The organism is Paenibacillus sp. PvP094 (assembly GCF_040546835.1).
Lineage (GTDB): Bacteria > Bacillota > Bacilli > Paenibacillales > Paenibacillaceae > Paenibacillus > Paenibacillus illinoisensis.
Map to the genome: position 1 here is coordinate 6,439,319 of NZ_JBEPOM010000001.1, position 19,378 is coordinate 6,458,696.

The window sequence follows — 19,378 nt, forward strand, 5'->3', positions numbered from 1 at the left end:
CATGGCTTGTCCACTAGAATGAACCTAGAAGTGATCGTGCAGCGAATAATCGTCCCTGTTCGTCATAATGTACTCCAGAAAAAGAAGGTGTTAATTATGAACCAAATCTTCCATAGGCCATGGCTTGTCATCCGCCGGGCAGCAGGCGTGGGTGTCATGTGCCTTTTGGGTTTAACTACGTTGTCCACAACATTGCAGGCAGAAGATGTCTTAGGTTTGCAAGCAGCCACCACAGAACTTTCCTACCAGTTAACGACGGCAAAAAGCGATGCTTCCCATGCATCTGACAAGTTTGCTCCTGCTGTTGTTCAACAGTTTGCTCTTCAACAAGTCAAGGCCTTGGGCTCCTTACAAAAGATGGACCAAGGCTGGAACCAGGCGCAGCTAGACTTTACGCCTCTTGGTCCCGGAACGCACAGCTGGCTTGTAAACGCTCATATCGATGGAACATCTGTTGGATATATGATCATTACAGCTAACCGTACAGGGAACCTGCAGCTAAGCGAGTACGGACAGGGAGAACACAATCCGTATGACCTCTCTCTGCTGCTGCAGTCTCTTCAACGACATCATCTGAATCTGGAGGAATTGTCACATGCAGAAGACATCCAGTTACGTTATGCCTCCCCTCTTCTTGCCTATTGGAAAGTAGAACAATCCGGTGCTGGAACCATCTATATTGATGCAACCAACGGTGACACTTTACCGAATGGTGCTGTAAAGGCCATTGAGCGTGAATCTCGGGTTGAACATACTCGACCGCCTTCTCCTACGCTATCCGTGTCTGTACAACTCCAATCCAGAACAGATGAGGTGCCCAAGATTCCAGCCTTTTCAGCGGATCCGATCTACGTGCAACCGGATTTTGATCCTGCCGATAATCTCTTGTGGATTACTTCGGAAGCCGTCCCTGTAACAAGTTTGCAGCCGTTGATACAGCAGTGGAAAAACCATCAGGCCGTTGTCTTTTCGGCAGATGAGCGCAATGTATTATATGGAGGCCCTCTTCCTGTTACCGGATATCAGATCTGGAGAATGGATGATGGTTCGGAGCAAATGGAATATGTAGCGATTGGGGGACATTCTTCCGTAAAACGTTTCGTTCCGATTGACACGTTAATGAACGACGGTCATTTTTATACTTTCAAGCCGTGAAGCCGTGAGTTTTGTATAGTCTCAAGCGAACACAAATAAGACGCCTTCCTCTGATTTCAAAATCAGGAACGCGTCTTTTTATATTGTGGCTAAAAGCCGTTTATCCCTTTCCAGAGGAGCTTCGTTTATGCATTTTCCCACGTGGATCTAGTGCTTTTTCCTTTTTTCCTACCCACAATGATACGGCAAAGGGGAGCATGCCAAACCATTTCATCGCCCAGGGCTCTTTTACCTTGGAACGCCCTTTCCGCTCTTCCTTCGGTGTATCCATAAAATGAACAACCCGCTGCGTAATATACTTCACCAGCTCATCACTTTTGGCCATCCATCTCTGCCTCCTTCTTTAGCTGAGCCATTGTGCAAACTGCTCAATTGTAATTCGCAAGCTTACGATACATCTATTGTGTGCAGAACGGTCCATGCATAAACATTTTTTTTGCGGCTGAGAGTATGAAATAGCCAATAATGCACAGTCTAATGCCAAAGGTATCCATCCTTATACGATATTGCATGAGATGCCTATGAGAAAAAGGAGCGTGCATACACATGGTTAAGCTGCTATCTGCATTAGTGGCATGGCTGATCGGGTTCAATACTGTATTAATGTTACCTGCGCAAGCAACCTCCGCGGTTATTGCGTCATCCTACCCCAACCAAAAATCAGTAAGTCCTTCCCTGCTGCCTGTAACCGATGGTGACAGTTATCGTTCCACGCACCATGCTTTTGCAGCTCCTGTCATCCTGCTGGATGTGGGACACGGGGGTATTGATGGGGGTACGTCAGAAAATGGGGTGCTTGAAAAAGACATCAATCTGGCGATCAGTCAAAAGGTGTACCTCCTGCTTCGCAGCAAAGGATATGCTGTCATCATCAACCGGCTGGGGGATTATGCCCTTAGTGACGAAAACCGCTGGCTGAACAGCAGATCCCGTCATCGCAGGGATCTGGCACAGCGCAAGAGTCTCAGTGAAGAAGTAAGCACGGATATTGTGGTCAGCATTCATGGAAACTGGAGTCCCAAATCGTCTACAAGGGGACCGGTTGTACTTTACCAGAATGAAGGCAGGAGCTACCTTCTGGCAGCCTCCATCCAGACCGAGCTTAATGATTTGTTTGGCACTCGGCGCGAGGTTGTGTGGGGCAAGCCTTTCTACCTGCTGAATCAGATCAAACATCCGGCCGTTATCGTGGAAACCGGATTTTTGAGCAATGCAGAAGACCGGGCTATGTTGAATGATCCGGCAGAGCAGAAACGCATTGCCCAGTCCATTGCCGATGGCATTATTTATTATTTGTCGGTAGTGTAGGGGCAGCATGCCAGTGCCATACTTCACGGACCAGATCACCGATGCCAACAAACTCGATCTCACCCTTCAGCCGGGTGACGGATTCGCGAACAACGCTGGATGTATTTAGTCCCGTCTGACCCACATGTCCAATGACAACGCACATATTCTTCTCGAGGGCTCGCTTGGCTGCCAATTCCATCTGGTGACGAATATGCGGCTTTGAATTCTGGTCGTCCAGAAATATATCGTTGCCAACCGGAGGCATGTTTTTGGAAACGGCGAGTTCACCCACAACCGAACGGAAATTGGTACGACTGTCTACAAAAAACAGTCCTCGTTCCCGGCAAACATCAAGCACAATAGACATGATTCGTTTGTCTGAAGTAACTTTAGAGCCCATATGATTGTTCATACCGATGGCGTAGGGAACATCATCAATCGCTTTCTCCACTCGTTCGCGGACCTCAGCGTCCGTTAGATTGGATGTGATCGCACCAGGACCGAGCCATTCAGGTCTTCCTGATTTGGGTTCCATGGGCATGTGTACGATGACATCCATCCCTTTTTCATGTGCAGCGATAGCGTCTTTTTTGGTGGTGGACAAAAACGGCATGACGGCAAGCGTCAGCTTGACGGGCATGTCCAAAATCTCCGTCGTGCCTTTCATATTGTTGCCCGCATCATCAATGATGATCGCCATTCGTTTGGGCTGTGATTGGGATGGAGTCATTACCGCTGCCTGCGCAGGTTCTGTGACCAGTGATTCTGCACTACAGGTAAACGAGTTCACTCCATAAGTAATAAACAGCATACTCACCATCAACCATGCAGTTCGAATCGTCCATGTACTGGACTGTACTTTTCGTTTGGCCTTTTTCATCCATCGTTCCCTCCCTTGTTCGTTCCCCTCATTATTTGAACAATGAAGAAGGAATATGTTAGACAAAAAAAGCCTGTTCCTTGCATAAGAAAAAGCCCTCCTTTCGGAGAGCCTTCCACAATATCGTCCATTCCGTACAGCTTACTTGGTTCCCCATACCTCCATGCGCTGAGCGTATTTCTGGTTGATAATATCCTCGACTTTCTCATCCCCTGCCTTTTTCATATCCTCGAGCATTTTGTCAAATATGGCATTGGCCTCTGCTTCAGTCGGGGCAATAATGGCTCTGGTAATGCTCTGGTCCATAATATCCTTGACCTTTTGTGCTGTCAGGGCTTCTGGTGTTCCCCCATCCGGATTGAGGTTATCATATTCAGCAGTATCCCATACCGAATCGCCCAGGCTCTTGATGGCCAGTTCATCTACTTCGCTGCGCTGATATTTGACGGCCATGTCGTACGGCTGGCCGTTCGGATCCAACCCATTTTTGATAAACCATAGCCATTTACGAACCCCGCTGGTTTTCACCGTTTCATCCCAGTTATCCTTGAAGCTCTGCAGGAATGCGGGATCGGGTTGACGTTTGCCATCCACCATGGTGTATTGTTCGCCTTCCTTGCCCCATAGGAGCAAGTGCTGTCCTTCATCACTCGCCAAATAGTTGAACAGCTTCATCGTTTCTTCCGGATGTTTATTATTTTTGGTTATGGCAATGGCATCCCAGCCGAGCGAGCTTCTCGGTCCAAAGGTCGTTTGGGCCGGGTCTACACCAGGAGCTAAGACTTTATATGCGAATAATTGATTTTTCTCTCCGCCATCCTTCTTCAATGCGGCATTGCCGTTGCCTGGATCCCAGTACGCGCCTGGTGTGGAGAATACCGCACCTGTTGTGAGCTTCTGAATCCATGTTTGTGTTTTGCTAATGGCGAATTCCTTCTCAATCAGTCCTTCTCGATATAGACGGTTCATATATAACAGCATTTCACGATACTTCGGATCTTTGACATCATATTGCAATCTGCCATTATTATCATAATAGGTTTTTAAACCCCACATGCCCTTGAAGGTACCCAGACTCGCCCCCATATTCTCTCCATTCATCGTCATGGGAACTGACTCTTTACCATCAATCGTGCTGTATTTCTGTTTAAACTGTTTAAGCAGTGCTTCAAACTCGTCTGTCGTGAGCGGCTCGGATCCATCCGCTTTCTCAGGAGCAAGCTCCTCCAGCAGGCTTTGCCTCATCAGCATACCGAAGACTGGATCACTGTCGAGTCCGTACCAGTTTGCCAGATAATAGTTTTTGCCGTCCGTATAACGTGTCTTGGTCAAGGTCTCCCCGTACATTTCCTTTAAATCTGCTCCATATTTCTCGATTAACTCATCCAGCGGAATGAAGGCTCCGCTAGAAATATATTTGTCCAGTGAAGCATCTCCCCGGCTCATGACCACAACATCCGGGTAATCCCCACTCGCCAGCATCAAGCTCAGCTTCTCCGTCGGGTTTCCCGTCGGCTGCTGTATGGAGATCTCTATTCCGGTTTTTTCGGTGATTTGCTGGGCAACCGCATCAGTGAATGGCTCACCTTTGGTATTGCCATCAAACCAGGTCAGCGTGATTGGGCCTTGTTCAGCCCCTTTTTCATCTGTACTTGCGCTACCTGTCCCTTCGCTAGAAGAACAGCCCGCAAGCAAACCCACGACTAATGCAGCAGTAATACCCATAACCATCCATGTTTTTGTCTTTTTCATTGACACCCTAATTCCTCCCAATGAATGAAGTGACTTGCGTGTATTATGGAGCAAACCAATGAAGCTGTACCACCCCCCTTTCAGGAGTGCCCGCCGAGAGTTCTTCTCTGGCAGCCAGACCAGCAATGATTAACTCTTTACTGCTCCGAGCGTCATGCCTTTGACAAAATACTTCTGCAAAAACGGATAGACGAGAATGATTGGCAACGTAGCAACCATGGTCGCAGCCATTCGTATGGTGTCACTCGAAACAGCATTTCGCTTGGCTGAGTTGGCCAGCATCTGCGTTTGTGAGATCATCCCACCGGTCTGAAACTGACTCAGGATTTTGACAAGTACGGCTTGTAGGGTTTTCAAATCTGAGCTGTACGTGAATGCATAAGAGTCAAACCAGGAGTTCCAGTGTCCAATGGCCTGAAATAATCCCACTGTCGCGAGTACAGGCGTGGTCAGCGGCATAACAATTCGGAAAAAAATCGTAAGATCATTAGCTCCGTCGACTTTGGCCGATTCCTCAATCTCATGAGGAAGCTGCTCCATGAATGTTCGTACAATAATCATGTAAAACACATTCATCAGACTGGGCAGAATGAAGACGGAGAACGTATCAATCATATTCAGCGCTTTGAGTACCATGTAATAGGGAATCAATCCGCCGCCAAAATACATCGTGAATATGAAGTACAAATTCCAACCCTTGCGCCCCACCAAATTACGCCGGCTCAGCGGATACGCCAGCATCGTGATAACCAGCACCGAGAGCGGTGCACCGATCAGCGTTCGTTTGACTGTGACCCACAGCCCATTCAAAATCTCACTGTCTTTTAAAATCTGGCTGTAGCTGTCCAAGGTAGGCACGCGTGGCCACAAATAGACGCCGCCCCGAACCGTATCTTCCGCGCTATTCAAGGAGAGGACAAGTATATTCCAAAAAGGCAGAAATGTAACCAGTAAAACCAGGACCAGAATGAGATATACAAAGAACTTAAATATCCGATCACCGAATTTGTTCATTAACATCATGAGCACTCCTTTCCTTCTTGGTTAGAACAACGCCTGATCATTCACCTTTCTTGAGATCCGGTTCACAATAACAACGAGTATGAAAGCAACGACAGATTTGAACATTCCAACGGCAGCTCCGTATGAAAACATGCTGTTCTGCAAGCCGTATTTGTAGGCATAAATATCGATGACTTCCGAATACTCAAGTACAGTGTTGTTTTGCAGGAGATACTGCTGTTCAAAACCCGCATTCAGAATTCCGCCGACCGCAAGAATAGCCAGTATGACAATGGTTGGACGCAAAGCCGGCAGAGTAATATGCCACATTTGCTTAAATCTGCTCGCCCCATCTACCCTAGCAGCTTCATAAAGTTCAGGGTTAATGGAGGAAATGGCCGCAAGATACATAATGGCACTGAAGCCCATCTCTTTCCACATGTTGGACAAGGCGATAATCCACCAAAACAAAGGTCCATTTTGCAGGAAAGCGATCGGATCATCCACAATACCCAGCAGCACCAGAATATTATTGAGCATACCGTCTGAAGCCAGGAGCGTAATGACAATATTGGCCGCAATAACCCACGAGATGAAGTGGGGCAAATATGATACCGTCTGTACAAAACGCTTGAAAAATCCCTGTCTGGCTTCATTCAGGACAAGCGCAAGGATGATTGGCGCAGGAAACCCGAACAGCAGTGTGAGCAAGCTCGTTGCGAGTGTATTGCGCATAACCCGATAGAAATCCCCTGTTGTGAAGAAATATTCAAACCACCGGAAGCCTACAAACTCCGCATGAAAAAACTGCCTAAAAAAAGACTCCCCTCCCGGCTGATAATTCGTAAATGCCATATACAGTCCGAACATGGGACCATAGGAAAACAGCAAGGTTGCAACGAAGGCAGGCAGCATAAGCACGAATAACCATTTTTGTTCTTTTAGTCTGCTGATCAGATTATTGCTCCTGACTGTTTTGATAGCGCTTACCTTATGCATCAGATGCCCTCCCCTTTCTTTATACCATCATGATTGGCCTGATTCAGATTCAGCTGATTACCTTTTTATCTTAATTTTGATAGCGCTTGCTTTCCATACTTCAATTCTCCGATAAATGCCGCTTTTTAAAGATGTTTTCGGTGAAAACCGTTATTGGATTTCCATATTTGGTCTGCTATGATGAACTCTATGTAAACACTTTCAATTGAGAGAGGGCTGCTCCATGCGTCCATTTTACCGAAAATACATTTACATGCCTTTTGTTGATTTAAGCTTCAGATCCAAACTCTTTCTTGTTTTTGTGCTGGTCACCATTATCCCGATGATGCTGTTGGTTTATTTCTCGTTCGAACTTACCAAATCCAAGCTGACGGAACAGCTGTACATCAACATGATGAATTCAACCGCCCAGATTGCCAAAAACCTGGAAAACAAACTCGATAGCTATGAACATATTTCGGCTTCCATTTATCTGGATAATCGACTTGCGAATTACCTGACAACAGAGTATCAGGATGATCCTTCCTATCTGGATGTTTATAATTACATTGGCAATCGCATCGATACCATTATGGCTGCCTACCCTGATTTTGATAGCGCATTCATTTATTCGAACAATCCGTCTCTGCCCAAAGATAACTACTATATCAAGCCTATTACACCCGAGGTTCAGGAGACTGAGCTAGTCCAAAAGCTGCAGCAGTCGTATGGGAATATCATTCACCTCTCCTCCCCGCAAACGGCGGATGGACCTGCCATGTTTACTCTTGCGAGGCTGCTGAATAATAATAGCAATCAATATCCTTATGGGATGCTGGTATTTCAAATTTCTGAGTCGGTTATCTATTCGTTAATGGAGAAGGAAGCCGGAGGCAAAGATATTTTTATCATGAATGACCAAGGCGTTATTCTATCTTCGGCGGACAAAAAATTAATCAATACCCGGCTGCCGGAACTGCTTGATACACATTTTGATGACTCTCTTTCCGGCAGATTCGACACAACCTATCAGGGCGTCAAGGCACTCGCCGTCTATAACACGCTCAAAAATGGCTGGAAGACCGTCTCCATTTTCCCATATGAAAGTATTATCAAAGATGCCAAATCACTGTCGCAGCTGATTATTAAAGTGTCCCTTGCCTTTATTGGTGTAGCCCTGCTGCTCATTTATATTACGGCCTCACTGTTCAGCAAACGCATCCGGACCTTAATCCGTATGATTCGCCGGATTGAACGTGGAGACTTCACTCCAACACATGAGGAACAATTGGGCAGTGATGAGATTGGACAGCTTCACTTCGCATTCCAGCAGATGACGATCCGGTTGAGTAGTCTCATCACCGAGGTATATCAAAAAGAACTGCAGAGCAAAGAAGCCGAGCTCGATCTTTTGCAGGCCCAGATTAACCCTCATTTTCTGTATAACACCCTGGGCTCGATCTCTTCTCTCGCGATTAAACATCAGGATCCGCAAATTCAGGACATGGTATTAAATCTCGCCAAGTTTTATCGGATATCCCTGAACAAAGGAAAAAGTGTTCTGACCATTAATGAGGAGCTCAAACTAACCCAAAGCTATAACGCCATTCAGCTGATCCGATTCAAGGGGCAGTTAAATTTCATTTATACTATCGATCAGGCGATTTTACCCTACTCCACGGTTAAGCTTGCTCTCCAGCCATTTGTTGAAAATGCGATTATTCATGCCGTTTGGAATCAGGAAAGGCCGCTCAATATTCATATCAAGGGGGGCTTCGAAAATGACACGATCATCCTCTCCGTCATAGATGACGGGATGGGCATGTCGCGTGAAACCCTTCTATCTCTACTTGAAGACAAACCAGGACGGGGATATGGTATTTCCAACGTGGACCGGCGGATTAAGCTGAAGTTCGGAGAGAATTATGGTGTCTACGTATACAGCAGATTGGGTGCGGGGACGACTGTGCAAATCATCCTTCCACAAAATGCCCTTTTATAACAATCATGAATGCCATCGTACTATTCTCTACAAAAATACGGAAATAGGGCTGCGGATTACTCTGCAGCCCTTGACGTTTTATTTCAAAATCAAATTGTAGATGACCTGTGCCGCTTCCGCCCGCGATGCGATCCCTTTGGGCTCAAACTTGGCATGTCTGTTTCCTTGAATCAGGCCCCGATTGGCTGCTTCAGTTACTGAACCAGCTGCCCATGGTGACACCAGATTCATATCGCCGAATATGGTATCGTTGGAATCAACAGGCTCCTGAGCCTTCCCCAAGGAATAGCCCTTCATTACCATGACTGCCATTTCCTCACGAGTAATCGGCAGATCAGGTTCGAAGGCATCCCGACTTTTGCCGCTTACAATCCCTGCCTTGTACGCGATGGAGATGGGCGCAGCATACCAGCGATCCGCCGCTACATCGCGAAACTCCATTTCCCCGGCTGTGGTCAGTCCCAGGGAATGTACGAGCATTGAAGCGAACTCGGCCCTTGTGACCTCACGGCCTGGTTCAAACAGGCCTGCATGTGTACCTTGAACAATCAGCTTGGCCGTCAACTCATGAATAACAGGGCTCGCCCAGTGGGAAGCAGGAACATCTGTGAAGGAGCGCTCCAGCTCCAATACAGCGTATGTGCCGAATGGACTGATTTCCCCTGTCAACATATTCGCTGCATATTCACCTCGGACAAATTCAAGCTTACCTTTATTTCCAATCTCATACATACCACCCTTAGACGTATCGAAACCTTCCACCGCATGCAGACTCAACACGACGGGCTTATCAAGCTTGGAGAGTGTTTCGTTTAACCCCGATTTGCTCTGAATGGTTATACTGAATTCGTAGATTTCACTCTTCAATGAAACCTTGGCTTGCGTCATGTCCTGTGCTGCGGCAATGATCTCATTACCTTTACTGCCAAGTGGAACCATCTTGAGAGAGACGATGCTGCCTTCCTGATGCTGTTCTGGCAGCTTATTCATAAGCTGCTGAAGCACTTCTGCAGGAATGTGAAGGCTTAGCTTGCCCAATTTCAACACCAGTGCGTGGTTTCCAAGCTGCTTGACAACAGCTGAGGATAACTGCACTTCCTGCGTGTCAGCCTTGATTTCCACTACGGCTTGACCTGACTCGTTGTTCGTTTCCAGCATATCTGCTGTGATGGACAGGGTTGTAGTCACACTTTCTTGACTACCATTGCTCTCATTTATGCTGCTGCCATGAGTATTGCCAGTGCTTCCTGAGTTTCCTGGCACTCCAGGGTTCCCAGGGTTCCCTGGATTCCCCGGATTGCTCGGATTATCCTTCATTTCCGTCAATTTCACCAGTCTTGATTCAGCTGCTTCCAGCGTAACCGACCATGAACCCGATACGGACGAAACTTCGCCTGTCCAGAGGTCTTTTAGCGAATACGTTTGGGCTGCATTCAATCCGGCACGCTCCAAGTCGATCGTCCGCTCAGCGGAACTGTTCGCACTGTAGTTAAATAAGGCAAGGTAATAATCATCCCCATCCTTCAACACAAACGTATCCGCAGCATTCGCGTTGGTGTTGCCTTCAAGAGGCCTAAAAACTTTCCCTTTCCTCGCAACATTTAGAACATCCGTATTGTTGTACAGTGCGGTCATGTACTCCTGAGCCTTGGGATCATTCACATCATCGGAAGCCATCATGACCGTTCCCGCAATGACACCCGAGTTCACCCGGCTGCGGGCTTCCGTCAGACTTGAGGCTTTGGCCAGCACCAAATGGTCAGGGTCGGTATAGGAATATATGGTTCCATTTTGCCAGAAGCCGTAGGTCAGCGAGTTTAACATGTATTCTGTCTCGTTAATGCTGCCGTACGAATCGCATGAGATGCGTCTGCTGTGCGCATATTGGCTTGGAAAGATCGGAGCAATGGAGGCACTGATGAACATTTTTCCGTCCAATCGCTTTTCCACATAACGCATACCTTGATTGTAAGCCTGAATGCCGGTGGTTACTTTCTCATCATAATGCTCCCCTTCCAGAGAACCGTGAGTCAGAAAATCCAGTTTGATATAGGTGAAACCGAGATTTTTGAACTTATCCAGAAAATAATCCATCCTCATCTTGGCTCCTGGATGTGTCACATCCAGGGGATAGGCCCCGTCCAGGGTAGGCAGCGGTTTGCCGGTAGAGTCCTTAAGCACGATATCACCATACGTATATTGGTTGTTGGTACCTTCCACCGACTGGCTCATATTGTTTCCCCAATACACGAATGGTGCCCAATAGATACCCGCATGCTGACCGTTGCCCTTTATAACGGATACAGCCTGTGCAAGTTCTTTATCGCTCAGGTTATCCCAGTAGGAATCCATGTTGATAAATACATTGCCATCATTGTTAAAGTTCTCTAAGTTGTTCTTAAAATAGTTGGAGACATCCACAACGTTCTGATAAGACAGTGTGCTGCCATACGCTCCCCAGCTATTCCATCCAAAGGGAACACCTTGCGGAAGTTCCGGATTTAATTCCAGTGGTGGCGTGATGACTGCATTGGCCTTACCGTATTCTTCAAGACCTGTCCGGTAATCACTGAACCCTCCTACCATAATCAACGGCGAGGACAGCTCCGTTCCCGTCAGACTGCCATGCGGCTGGGTGTCTCTGGTCACATCAGTGGCAGCTCCGCCATATACGGAAAGCTCATGAATTCGGTTGGCAGATCCTTGCCAATCAATACCTGTTTTCCAGGTATCATGTGTTACCGAACCAATCACCAATCCGTTACGTGTTGCGTTATTGAAGATGGCCGTCATTTCATAACTTGTATCTGTCCGATTCATGGTTTGAGATTTATACCTAATCCAGGCATCATTGTCAAAAGGCACGGTGAGTACACGATTGTCCGAGCTATTACCAATGTCCACCCCACCAGTATTGGTCACCGTAATTGGGGACATGTAATTCGTATGGATCTCCGTTTCCCCAATAGCATTTAAACCGGTCAGAAAATACGCCTTATCTTCATAGAAACGATACACCTGTTTCAACGTCGGTTTACCAGCAGATGTGTGGACAAATGAAAGCTCGATGCCTTTGCCAAATCCGTCTTCCAGTTCTATCGGTGTGCCAGTAGTGGTATGGTTCTCATAATCTTTGCTCTGCACGAGAGACTCATCACCGAGTTTCATGCTGCTGTATACGCCCCGAAGCTTCTGACCGTCAGCCCAGCTGTAACCAACCAATCCTGACTGGGTATTATAAGTTACTTCATAATGTTCGTTTGCCACGAGAAAACCGTACGTATAATCCGTTACCGATATTGCTCCATATTGATGTGTATCACCTGGTGTACCCAGGTCTTCTTCTCCACCGGGATTCCCGGGCTCTGTCTCACTATCATCCAATCCGGCAATGACAATTTTGTCGATATCAGGTGAATACCAATGGTTGTCATCGATCAGGATCGAGTTACTCCCTGCGTTCAAGGGCAGCGTAACATCATATGTGCCTACGGTATCCCAATCCGCAGTCTTCGGTGGTTCTTCGAATTGTTTTGCCCCGCCGTTGGCACTTATGTTGAACGGCCGGGGATCACCCGAAATGTAATAAACGACAACTTTATAATTTCCCGACTCGTTTACGATTACGTTATTGAATTGCAGCGAACTGCCTTGGTACATACCTCCGACCTTCTTGCCCCCCGATGCAGACGGGCTATCCGATACACTCGCATTTCCACTCAGCGTATTCCCATCCGCTTCGGCTTCATAGCTGTTAGGATCACTGGCACTGACCATGGCCGCTGTTGGACCGATACCTGTAACAAGACAGAAGATCAAAAGGAATACAAAGGATTTTTTTAGGACTCGTTCTAACATAACATCCCTCCAACTTCGATGATTAGGCTAACGTTAGATTTACATGGATGATGGAGCAGTGAATCACATTCTTTTGTAATCGCTTTCAATTTATAATTTAGTTTCTCAGCCTCCTTTGTTCTTTCAGTGTTTTAAGTGCTGCATGTTGGTTACATGCCTAATTGTAAAAAGAGCGACAGGAATGATCCATATCGCAATGTTACGATTCGTATTTGAATTTCTCTCTTTTACACAACAATCGGGCGATTTATAAACGTTCAGATCGTTTTCCTGTACTCATTCGGTGTTACTCCTTCATTCTTAAGAAAAAGGGAAATGAAGTAGGACGTGCTCTCGTAGCCTACTCTCTGAGCAATATCATGAATCTTGAGCGAGCCATCCGCCAGCATTTCCCTGGCTTTGCCGAGCCGGATACGCGTCAAATAATCATGGATGGTGATTCCGGTCTTTTCCTTGAAGATGGACCGCAAATAGTTAGGTGACAGATAAACCTGTTCAGACAGGCTGTTAATCGTAACCGGATGATTGTAATTTTGATCAATGAGGGTGCGTACCTTATGAATCAGTTTTTCATTTTTGTCCATAAATCGCTCTCCCAGCAGATTGACGGCATGACCTGCCGCATCCAGAATCAGCCCCTCGATCTCATGCAATGTCGATGCATTATAAATGGAGTGATATAGCTCTGCTCGTTGAACCCCCTTCGAAAAGGGCTCCTGCACCTGTTCAAGCAGCTCGTCAACGAGATCAATGGACCAGTCACATATCATCTTTTTCTTGATTCGCATGGCAGCCAGAGCCTCAACATATTGATGCAGCTTCTGTGCTGCCCACTCAAAATCCAGTTGATGTATCGCTTCAAACCATTCTTTCTTCTCAAACGGAGGCATATGTTCGCTGTACAATTGATTCGTTACGGCTTCTGCATGGATCATCGTTCCGGTTCCTTCGTAGAAACGCTCGTTCAGGATCACACGCATTTGCTCATATAAACCGTGGAGATTGGACAATTCAGCAGCTTCGGCCCCAACTGCTGCAGTCACTGTAAAATCGAGTGCACTTCGCATTGCCACTGCCAAGTCCTCCCAGGCGTAATACCCTGGCTGTTGGTCTGCTTCCATAAATAGTCCTGTCTCGCCTTCCTTGTAATCAACAAAGGTAGCCTTCAGATTCTTCGCCTGAAAATAGTAATTCAGATAAGCCACCAGCCTGGTGGTGCATTCTTCCAAACTCTGCTGCTCTTCTTCGGCTTCAATGGGATCGATGCTGAACAAGGCCAAGGCATACCGTGATGTCACGGGCAGACGGGTCAACCTGCTATAATCGGATGCCAGCTCCACAGCACGAGTCGCATCTTTTTCATAGGAAAGCTCCTTTAGAATCGTGGCTTTAGCAGCCTCTGTGGAACGTTTCTTGATTGCAACTTCTTCACAGCGCTGTTTCACTTTCGAAATAACGCTTTCAATTTCATTCAAATCAAGTGGTTTAAGCAAATATCCGACAGCTCCGACATGAAGCGCTGATTTCACATAATGGAATTCATCATGTCCCGTCAGGAACATCACTTGAATGGTATCATACAACTCATGTATTTTTCGAGCCAGGTCAATCCCGTTCATAATGGGCATCTGCACATCGGTAAGTACAATATCAGGCTGTAGGGCCTCGATTTTCTCCAAAGCCTCTCTGCCGTTGCTCGCTGTCCCAATAATGTAGATCCCCATCTCTTCCCAGCGAATATAATCTCTCATCATCCCAAGCCCGAGCTCTTCGTCGTCTACAAGAAAAATACTGTACATTGAAGTCCCCTCCATTTAAGCTGTCTCTGTCTCTATTATATGTTTTCTCTCCCATTCGACCAGATCGGTTATGATACAGTTGCTTATTGGCATGATTCATTGATCGATCAAGTCCAGCTCACGATTCAATGTGTAACTTTTTCCCGCTTCGGCCTGAAAAGTCGTTCTCCGCTCTCCTCTGCATACGGTGTACGTTCCAGACATAAACGTACGGATCGTGGCTGATGTCAGCTCCCCATCCTCCCAGACTGCATCTACTTCGGCATTGCCTTTGGCTCTTAGCCCGGTTACCTTCCCTTTATTCCAAGCCTGCGGCAGTGCTGGCAAGAGATGAATTTCGCCTGCGTAACTTTGCAGCAGCATTTCCGCAATGACCGCTGTTCCTCCGAAATTCCCGTCAATGACGAAAATATTGGTTTCCGCACCGGCAATGCCTGACTTGGAATACGTAAACAGATTATCGAAGCACAGTCCACTTATTAGGTGCGAGACATGTTTGTAGGCCATTTCTCCATCATGCAGCCTCGCGAAACCAAGTCCAAACAGGGCAGCCGTAAATTCCACATCCTCCAGTTCCTCTTGCAGCATCCGGTTTTGCATCGTCACTCTTGCTGCCGCACTAAGCTCAGGTGTCCGCTCAGGCGTGATCTGATGTCCTGGATACAGGGCGAATAGATGTGACAGATGCCGATGCTCCGGCTGTGCTTCCTCATAGTCCTCCAGCCATTCCTGCAGCTGTCCTTTCTTCCCAATCTGCAGCGGTGGCAGCATATCAACAGCTTCTCTCAGTTGTTCACCGAGCTCCGCGTCCCTATCCAGTAGTTCAACCGACTTCAGGCAAAATTCGAACAGCTCACGCACCAGAATCTGGTCTAATGTCGTTCCCATCGAGAGCTGGTGCACAGCACCGCCAGCTGTACCCGGATAGAAATGATTCTCCGGAGAATTGGATGGCCCCGTCACCAGCCAACCATATTCGGGATGAATGTCCATATAGTCCAGATAGAATAGTGCGGCCTCTTTGAGCACAGGATACGCTGTACTTTCCAGAAAAGCACGGTCCTGGCTATATTCATAGTGCACCATTAAATGAGTGGCGAGCCACAGTCCTCCGGTAACATTCAGCCCCCACGACGTATCCCAGCCGGGAAGTGTGAATCCCCAGACGTTAGAGAAGACATGCGCAACCCAGCCTTCACTGCCATATAAGTTACGTGCCGTTGACTTTCCGGCTGCTGCCAGGTCCTCAACATACCTCATGAGCGGAAGATGGCTGTCTCCCAGGTTCGTAATCTCTGCCGGATAATAGTTCATCTGGGTATTGATATCCAGGTGATAATCACAGCTCCAGCCCATACGGCATGCTTCTCCGTCATTCCATATTCCCTGAAGATGAAGAGGAAGCGGAGAATTGGCACGCGAACCGGCAATGGTCAGATATCGGCCATATTGCATAAATAGCGCAAACAGCTGGGGATCATCATCTCCTCCTCCAGCCAGCAGCCGGATGCGCTGATCTGTCGTCAGATTACTTTTGCTTGCTGTCCCAAGCTGAATGTCGACCTTGTTATACTGCTCTGCGTAATCCTTCATGTGATCCGTTCGCAGAAGGGAATATCCTTTGCCTAGTGCCCTATCGAGTGTTACGCGGCTCTCCTGTTTCCACTCCGGTCCCGTTTTGCGATAATCGGTACTGACAGTAAAGTATATGGAGACCTCATCCGCTCCATGGACGGTCAAACTATCGTCTCTCCCGGTAACCGTACCGCCAGCGACAATAACCTTCACGTACCCTTGGGCCGATACACCACAGCTGCCGTTGCTGTGAACATTCTCAGTAGCCTGGCCCTCAAACTTCAATGTACAGTCATCCATTATTGTGCTGTGAAACGATCCCGTGTCTCCCTCCAGGCTCAGCGAAAAGGATACACCCCCAGAGCGATCACTCCAAACTCTGGAAACAATCAGGTCGTCAGCATGTGATGCAAAAACCTCACGATACACGGTTGTATCCTTGTTCCTCCAGGCAGCCTTGGCCAGCGCATGGTTTAAGTCCAGCTCACGCCGGAAGCTTTCCTCTAGCGTTCTGTCAGGGCCCTGCTCGGCAAATTGCATGACAACCTTGCACAACCCCAGGTTGGTGCCAAAATTCTGCTTGTCGGGCTGCAAATATTGCTTCGCAAGACGATCTCCCTCATCATAATTGCCGGAATAGAACTGACGCCGCATCTCCTCCAGCGCCCTCTTCCCTCCTGCAAAAGCCAATTCTGGATCTGCTTGACCGGACCAGTAAGTCACCTCACTCATGCTCCACACTTCACGATGCGGTGCAGCCATGACAACAGCTCCCAATCTTCCGTTCCCTAGGGGTAATCCTTGATTCCAATTCAATGCAGGGGTGGAGTACCACAATGTAAAATCGTCCATTTCACGTCCTCCTGTTCAAATGGATTATCTGAATCTATAATGACGAAAACAAAATAAAGCGCGCTGTCTGTGTCCAACATAAGCGCGCCTCTTATAGGTTGATGCAGATTGTCAGCTTCTTTTCACCGTTAATCTGAACATTTTGGACTCTGCTGGTTCCAGCGTTACGCTCATATGGCCAATGGCTTCCCCTTGTGCCCCTTCCCATAAATCCTGATAACTGTACACTTCACTTGCATCCAGTCCGGCTCTCTCCAGGGAAACCGTTCTATGTGCGGCATTCGCAGCATCAAAATTAAAAACGGCCAAATAAAAACTCTTTTCTTCAGTTGATTCCAGTACAAATACGTCTGAAGCCTGCTTCCCGCAATCTCCTTCCAGCGGACGGAACGTTCGGCCGAACCGGGCGATGTTCATGATTTCCTTGTTCGCAAGCCAGTCTTTTGCCCGCTCCGCAGCCTCTGCCTGACGGAAATCATCTCCGAGCAGCAATACCGTACCTGCAATCACAGAGGCGGTAAGACGGCTTCTTCCTTCATGCCAGCCAGTTGCTTCCTGGTTGAAGCTCTTATACAGCACGGAATGGTCTGGATCATTGTAGCGGTACAGCGTATTGTTCATCCACCAGCCATGGGTCAATGAGTTTAACAGGTATTCCGTATCCTGAAGCGTACCGAAGACATCGCAGGAAATGCGGCGACTGTGAGCGAAGGCATACGGAAAGATCGGCGCAATGGACAGGTTGATGAAGAACGGGCGGCCAGTGGCCTCCGATGAGAGCTTTTGCTGTAAATAAAACATGCCGTAGCGATAAGCTGCAATCCCTGTTGTGATCTCGGGGTCGTAATGCTGCCCTTCAAGGGCACCATGTGCAAGGAAGTCCAGCTTAATATACTCGAATCCTTCCGAGATGAATTTGTTCGCAAACCAGTCCATTCTCAGCAGATTGCCGGGATGCGTCGGGTCTATAGCCAAACCGCCATCCACATCCGGCAAAACCTCGCCTTCCATGTCTCTCAGCAGAATATCCCCGTAGGTATACTGGCCATCTGTCCCTTCCACGACTTGGCTGAACTGTTCGGGGCTCCCCCAGAATGTAAATGGTGTCCAATAGGTACCCGCCCTGTGTCCATTTTGCCGTACCCGATCCAGCGCGTCTTTCATCTGTTCAGGTGTAAAGTTGTCCCAGAAGGCATCAAAGTTAACGTATAAGGTCTCTTCGTTCTGGAAACCCAGAGGCTGCACTTCCTTCTTCAAAAAATCACTAGTCGACGTATACAAGTCATAATCGAGTGTACTCATCGCTGCAGACCAGCTGTTCCAGCCGACCGGAACGCCGCCCTTCCATGGCAGTGGGGCCTCCACCCAGGTGTTGGCACGGCCGTAAGCTTCGAGTCCATCTCTATAATCTTCGTAAAATCCGATGAATGCGAGTGGTGATTCAATGATTTTTCCTGTCACATATCCATGCGGCTGGGAATCGCGGGTCAGCTCACTGACAGCTCCGCCATAGAGATCCAGCTCTTCAATGCGGCTGCTCTTCTCGCTTTTAAACCGGATACCCGTTTTCCATACCTTATGCGTGAGTGAACCCAGAATCACTCCCCGGCGGCTATCCGGCTCGAACACGACTGCAGCTTCGTAACTTTCGACATCCACTGGAGGTTTGACAACCGTGTACCGAACCCATTTGTCGTTATCATAAGGAATCCGCAGGATTCTGAGCTCTTCCTGTTGATTTCCTGCGTTAAGCGATACTTGTTTGGATTGAACGACCGCGAAGCGATTCACCTTGATCTCTTTATTACTTCCGATTGTGCTCTGTACTAACACAAATGGTACAGACTCGTATACATAGAAATGCTGTTCTAATTGGGGAAGCTTGGACGACTGGTGCAGGATTACCAAATGCACTCCTTTGCCGAAGCCTTCGCGGACAATGGCTTCCTTGCTTTTCAGCTCATGTCTCTCGTAGTGTTCCGTGCTGTATTCCCGACCTTGCCAGCGAAAAGCGCTGCGGAAATGGTTAACAAGACAAGAGCGGTTGTCATTGCAGGAAGCCTCACCATTTTCAAGATGAATCTCCAGATTTACATGGCCGTTGCTCAATTGGATCCGTGTGTCATTCTGCTGCACTTCAACGGCTGTATCGTTCGTTAGCATCATATGCCTCCTCGATGTTGCATGGTTGGTTGGCAGGAGCAGTCGTTCCCTCTCCCAAGTCTGCCCTCATTA

The 19,378-nt window shown here is 47.7% G+C and carries 12 protein-coding genes; 3 read left to right on the plus strand and 9 right to left on the minus strand.

Translation table 11 applies throughout. From position 1 onward, the window contains the following. Positions 1-96: 96 nt before the first annotated feature. The gene (locus tag ABIC22_RS29015) at positions 97-1,155 is read left to right on the plus strand and encodes a hypothetical protein (RefSeq protein ID WP_354485571.1); all 1,059 of its coding nucleotides are present in this window, start codon (positions 97-99) and stop codon (positions 1,153-1,155) included. A 100-nt stretch (positions 1,156-1,255) separates the two neighbouring features. Here ABIC22_RS29015 and ABIC22_RS29020 read toward each other — a convergent pair whose 3' ends face one another. After that, complete coding sequence (locus tag ABIC22_RS29020) at positions 1,256-1,480, minus strand: YqzE family protein (protein ID WP_127536409.1); 225 nt, start codon at positions 1,478-1,480, stop codon at positions 1,256-1,258. 221 nt (positions 1,481-1,701) lie between these two features. On the opposite strand from ABIC22_RS29020, the gene ABIC22_RS29025 reads away from it, so the two are divergent. Next, the gene (locus ABIC22_RS29025) at positions 1,702-2,463 is read left to right on the plus strand and encodes an N-acetylmuramoyl-L-alanine amidase (RefSeq protein ID WP_354485573.1); all 762 of its coding nucleotides are present in this window, start codon (positions 1,702-1,704) and stop codon (positions 2,461-2,463) included. On the opposite strand, the gene ABIC22_RS29030 is transcribed toward ABIC22_RS29025, so the two are convergent. The 4 genes from ABIC22_RS29030 to ABIC22_RS29045 form a co-directional block, all read right to left on the minus strand. Next, positions 2,438-3,325 (minus strand): divergent polysaccharide deacetylase family protein, encoded by an 888-nt coding sequence (locus ABIC22_RS29030; protein WP_354485575.1) that lies wholly within the window; start codon positions 3,323-3,325, stop codon positions 2,438-2,440. The genes ABIC22_RS29025 and ABIC22_RS29030 overlap by 26 nt on opposite strands. 141 nt (positions 3,326-3,466) lie before the next feature. Continuing rightward, positions 3,467-5,077, minus strand: coding sequence for an extracellular solute-binding protein (locus ABIC22_RS29035; protein ID WP_354485577.1), 1,611 nt, complete (start codon positions 5,075-5,077; stop codon positions 3,467-3,469). Between the two features lie 129 nt (positions 5,078-5,206). Next, a complete protein-coding gene (locus tag ABIC22_RS29040; protein ID WP_371859912.1) occupies positions 5,207-6,100 on the minus strand; it encodes a carbohydrate ABC transporter permease in 894 nt (297 codons plus the stop codon). A 21-nt stretch (positions 6,101-6,121) separates the two neighbouring features. Then, positions 6,122-7,078 (minus strand): ABC transporter permease, encoded by a 957-nt coding sequence (locus ABIC22_RS29045; protein ID WP_095358806.1) that lies wholly within the window; start codon positions 7,076-7,078, stop codon positions 6,122-6,124. A gap of 223 nt (positions 7,079-7,301) precedes the next feature. Here ABIC22_RS29045 and ABIC22_RS29050 point away from each other — a divergent pair, with 223 nt between their 5' ends. Next, entirely contained in the window at positions 7,302-9,059 is a 1,758-nt protein-coding gene (locus ABIC22_RS29050; RefSeq protein WP_354485580.1) for a cache domain-containing sensor histidine kinase, read from the plus strand. A gap of 78 nt (positions 9,060-9,137) precedes the next feature. Here the strand turns inward: ABIC22_RS29050 and ABIC22_RS29055 are convergent, their stop codons facing one another. The 4 genes from ABIC22_RS29055 to ABIC22_RS29070 all read right to left on the minus strand — a co-directional run bounded on the left by ABIC22_RS29055 (position 9,138) and on the right by ABIC22_RS29070 (position 19,309). Next, positions 9,138-12,917, minus strand: a complete 3,780-nt coding sequence (locus ABIC22_RS29055) for an S-layer homology domain-containing protein (RefSeq protein WP_354485582.1) — start codon at positions 12,915-12,917, stop codon at positions 9,138-9,140. Between the two features lie 257 nt (positions 12,918-13,174). Continuing rightward, complete coding sequence (locus ABIC22_RS29060; RefSeq protein ID WP_354485584.1) at positions 13,175-14,716, minus strand: response regulator; 1,542 nt, start codon at positions 14,714-14,716, stop codon at positions 13,175-13,177. Between the two features lie 96 nt (positions 14,717-14,812). After that, a complete protein-coding gene (locus ABIC22_RS29065; protein WP_354485586.1) occupies positions 14,813-17,143 on the minus strand; it encodes a glycoside hydrolase family 95 protein in 2,331 nt (776 codons plus the stop codon). A 111-nt stretch (positions 17,144-17,254) separates the two neighbouring features. Further along, positions 17,255-19,309, minus strand: coding sequence for an alpha-galactosidase (locus ABIC22_RS29070; protein WP_354485588.1), 2,055 nt, complete (start codon positions 19,307-19,309; stop codon positions 17,255-17,257). Positions 19,310-19,378: the final 69 nt, after the last annotated feature.

Coding starts and splice junctions, on each gene's coding strand:
- ABIC22_RS29015 (WP_354485571.1), top strand. CDS start 97: ATGAACCAAATCTTCCATAGGCCATGGCTTGTCATCCGCCGGGCAGCA.
- ABIC22_RS29020 (WP_127536409.1), bottom strand. CDS start 1,480: ATGGCCAAAAGTGATGAGCTGGTGAAGTATATTACGCAGCGGGTTGTT.
- ABIC22_RS29025 (WP_354485573.1), top strand. CDS start 1,702: ATGGTTAAGCTGCTATCTGCATTAGTGGCATGGCTGATCGGGTTCAAT.
- ABIC22_RS29030 (WP_354485575.1), bottom strand. CDS start 3,325: ATGAAAAAGGCCAAACGAAAAGTACAGTCCAGTACATGGACGATTCGA.
- ABIC22_RS29035 (WP_354485577.1), bottom strand. CDS start 5,077: ATGAAAAAGACAAAAACATGGATGGTTATGGGTATTACTGCTGCATTA.
- ABIC22_RS29040 (WP_371859912.1), bottom strand. CDS start 6,100: ATGATGTTAATGAACAAATTCGGTGATCGGATATTTAAGTTCTTTGTA.
- ABIC22_RS29045 (WP_095358806.1), bottom strand. CDS start 7,078: ATGCATAAGGTAAGCGCTATCAAAACAGTCAGGAGCAATAATCTGATC.
- ABIC22_RS29050 (WP_354485580.1), top strand. CDS start 7,302: ATGCGTCCATTTTACCGAAAATACATTTACATGCCTTTTGTTGATTTA.
- ABIC22_RS29055 (WP_354485582.1), bottom strand. CDS start 12,917: ATGTTAGAACGAGTCCTAAAAAAATCCTTTGTATTCCTTTTGATCTTC.
- ABIC22_RS29060 (WP_354485584.1), bottom strand. CDS start 14,716: ATGTACAGTATTTTTCTTGTAGACGACGAAGAGCTCGGGCTTGGGATG.
- ABIC22_RS29065 (WP_354485586.1), bottom strand. CDS start 17,143: ATGGACGATTTTACATTGTGGTACTCCACCCCTGCATTGAATTGGAAT.
- ABIC22_RS29070 (WP_354485588.1), bottom strand. CDS start 19,309: ATGATGCTAACGAACGATACAGCCGTTGAAGTGCAGCAGAATGACACA.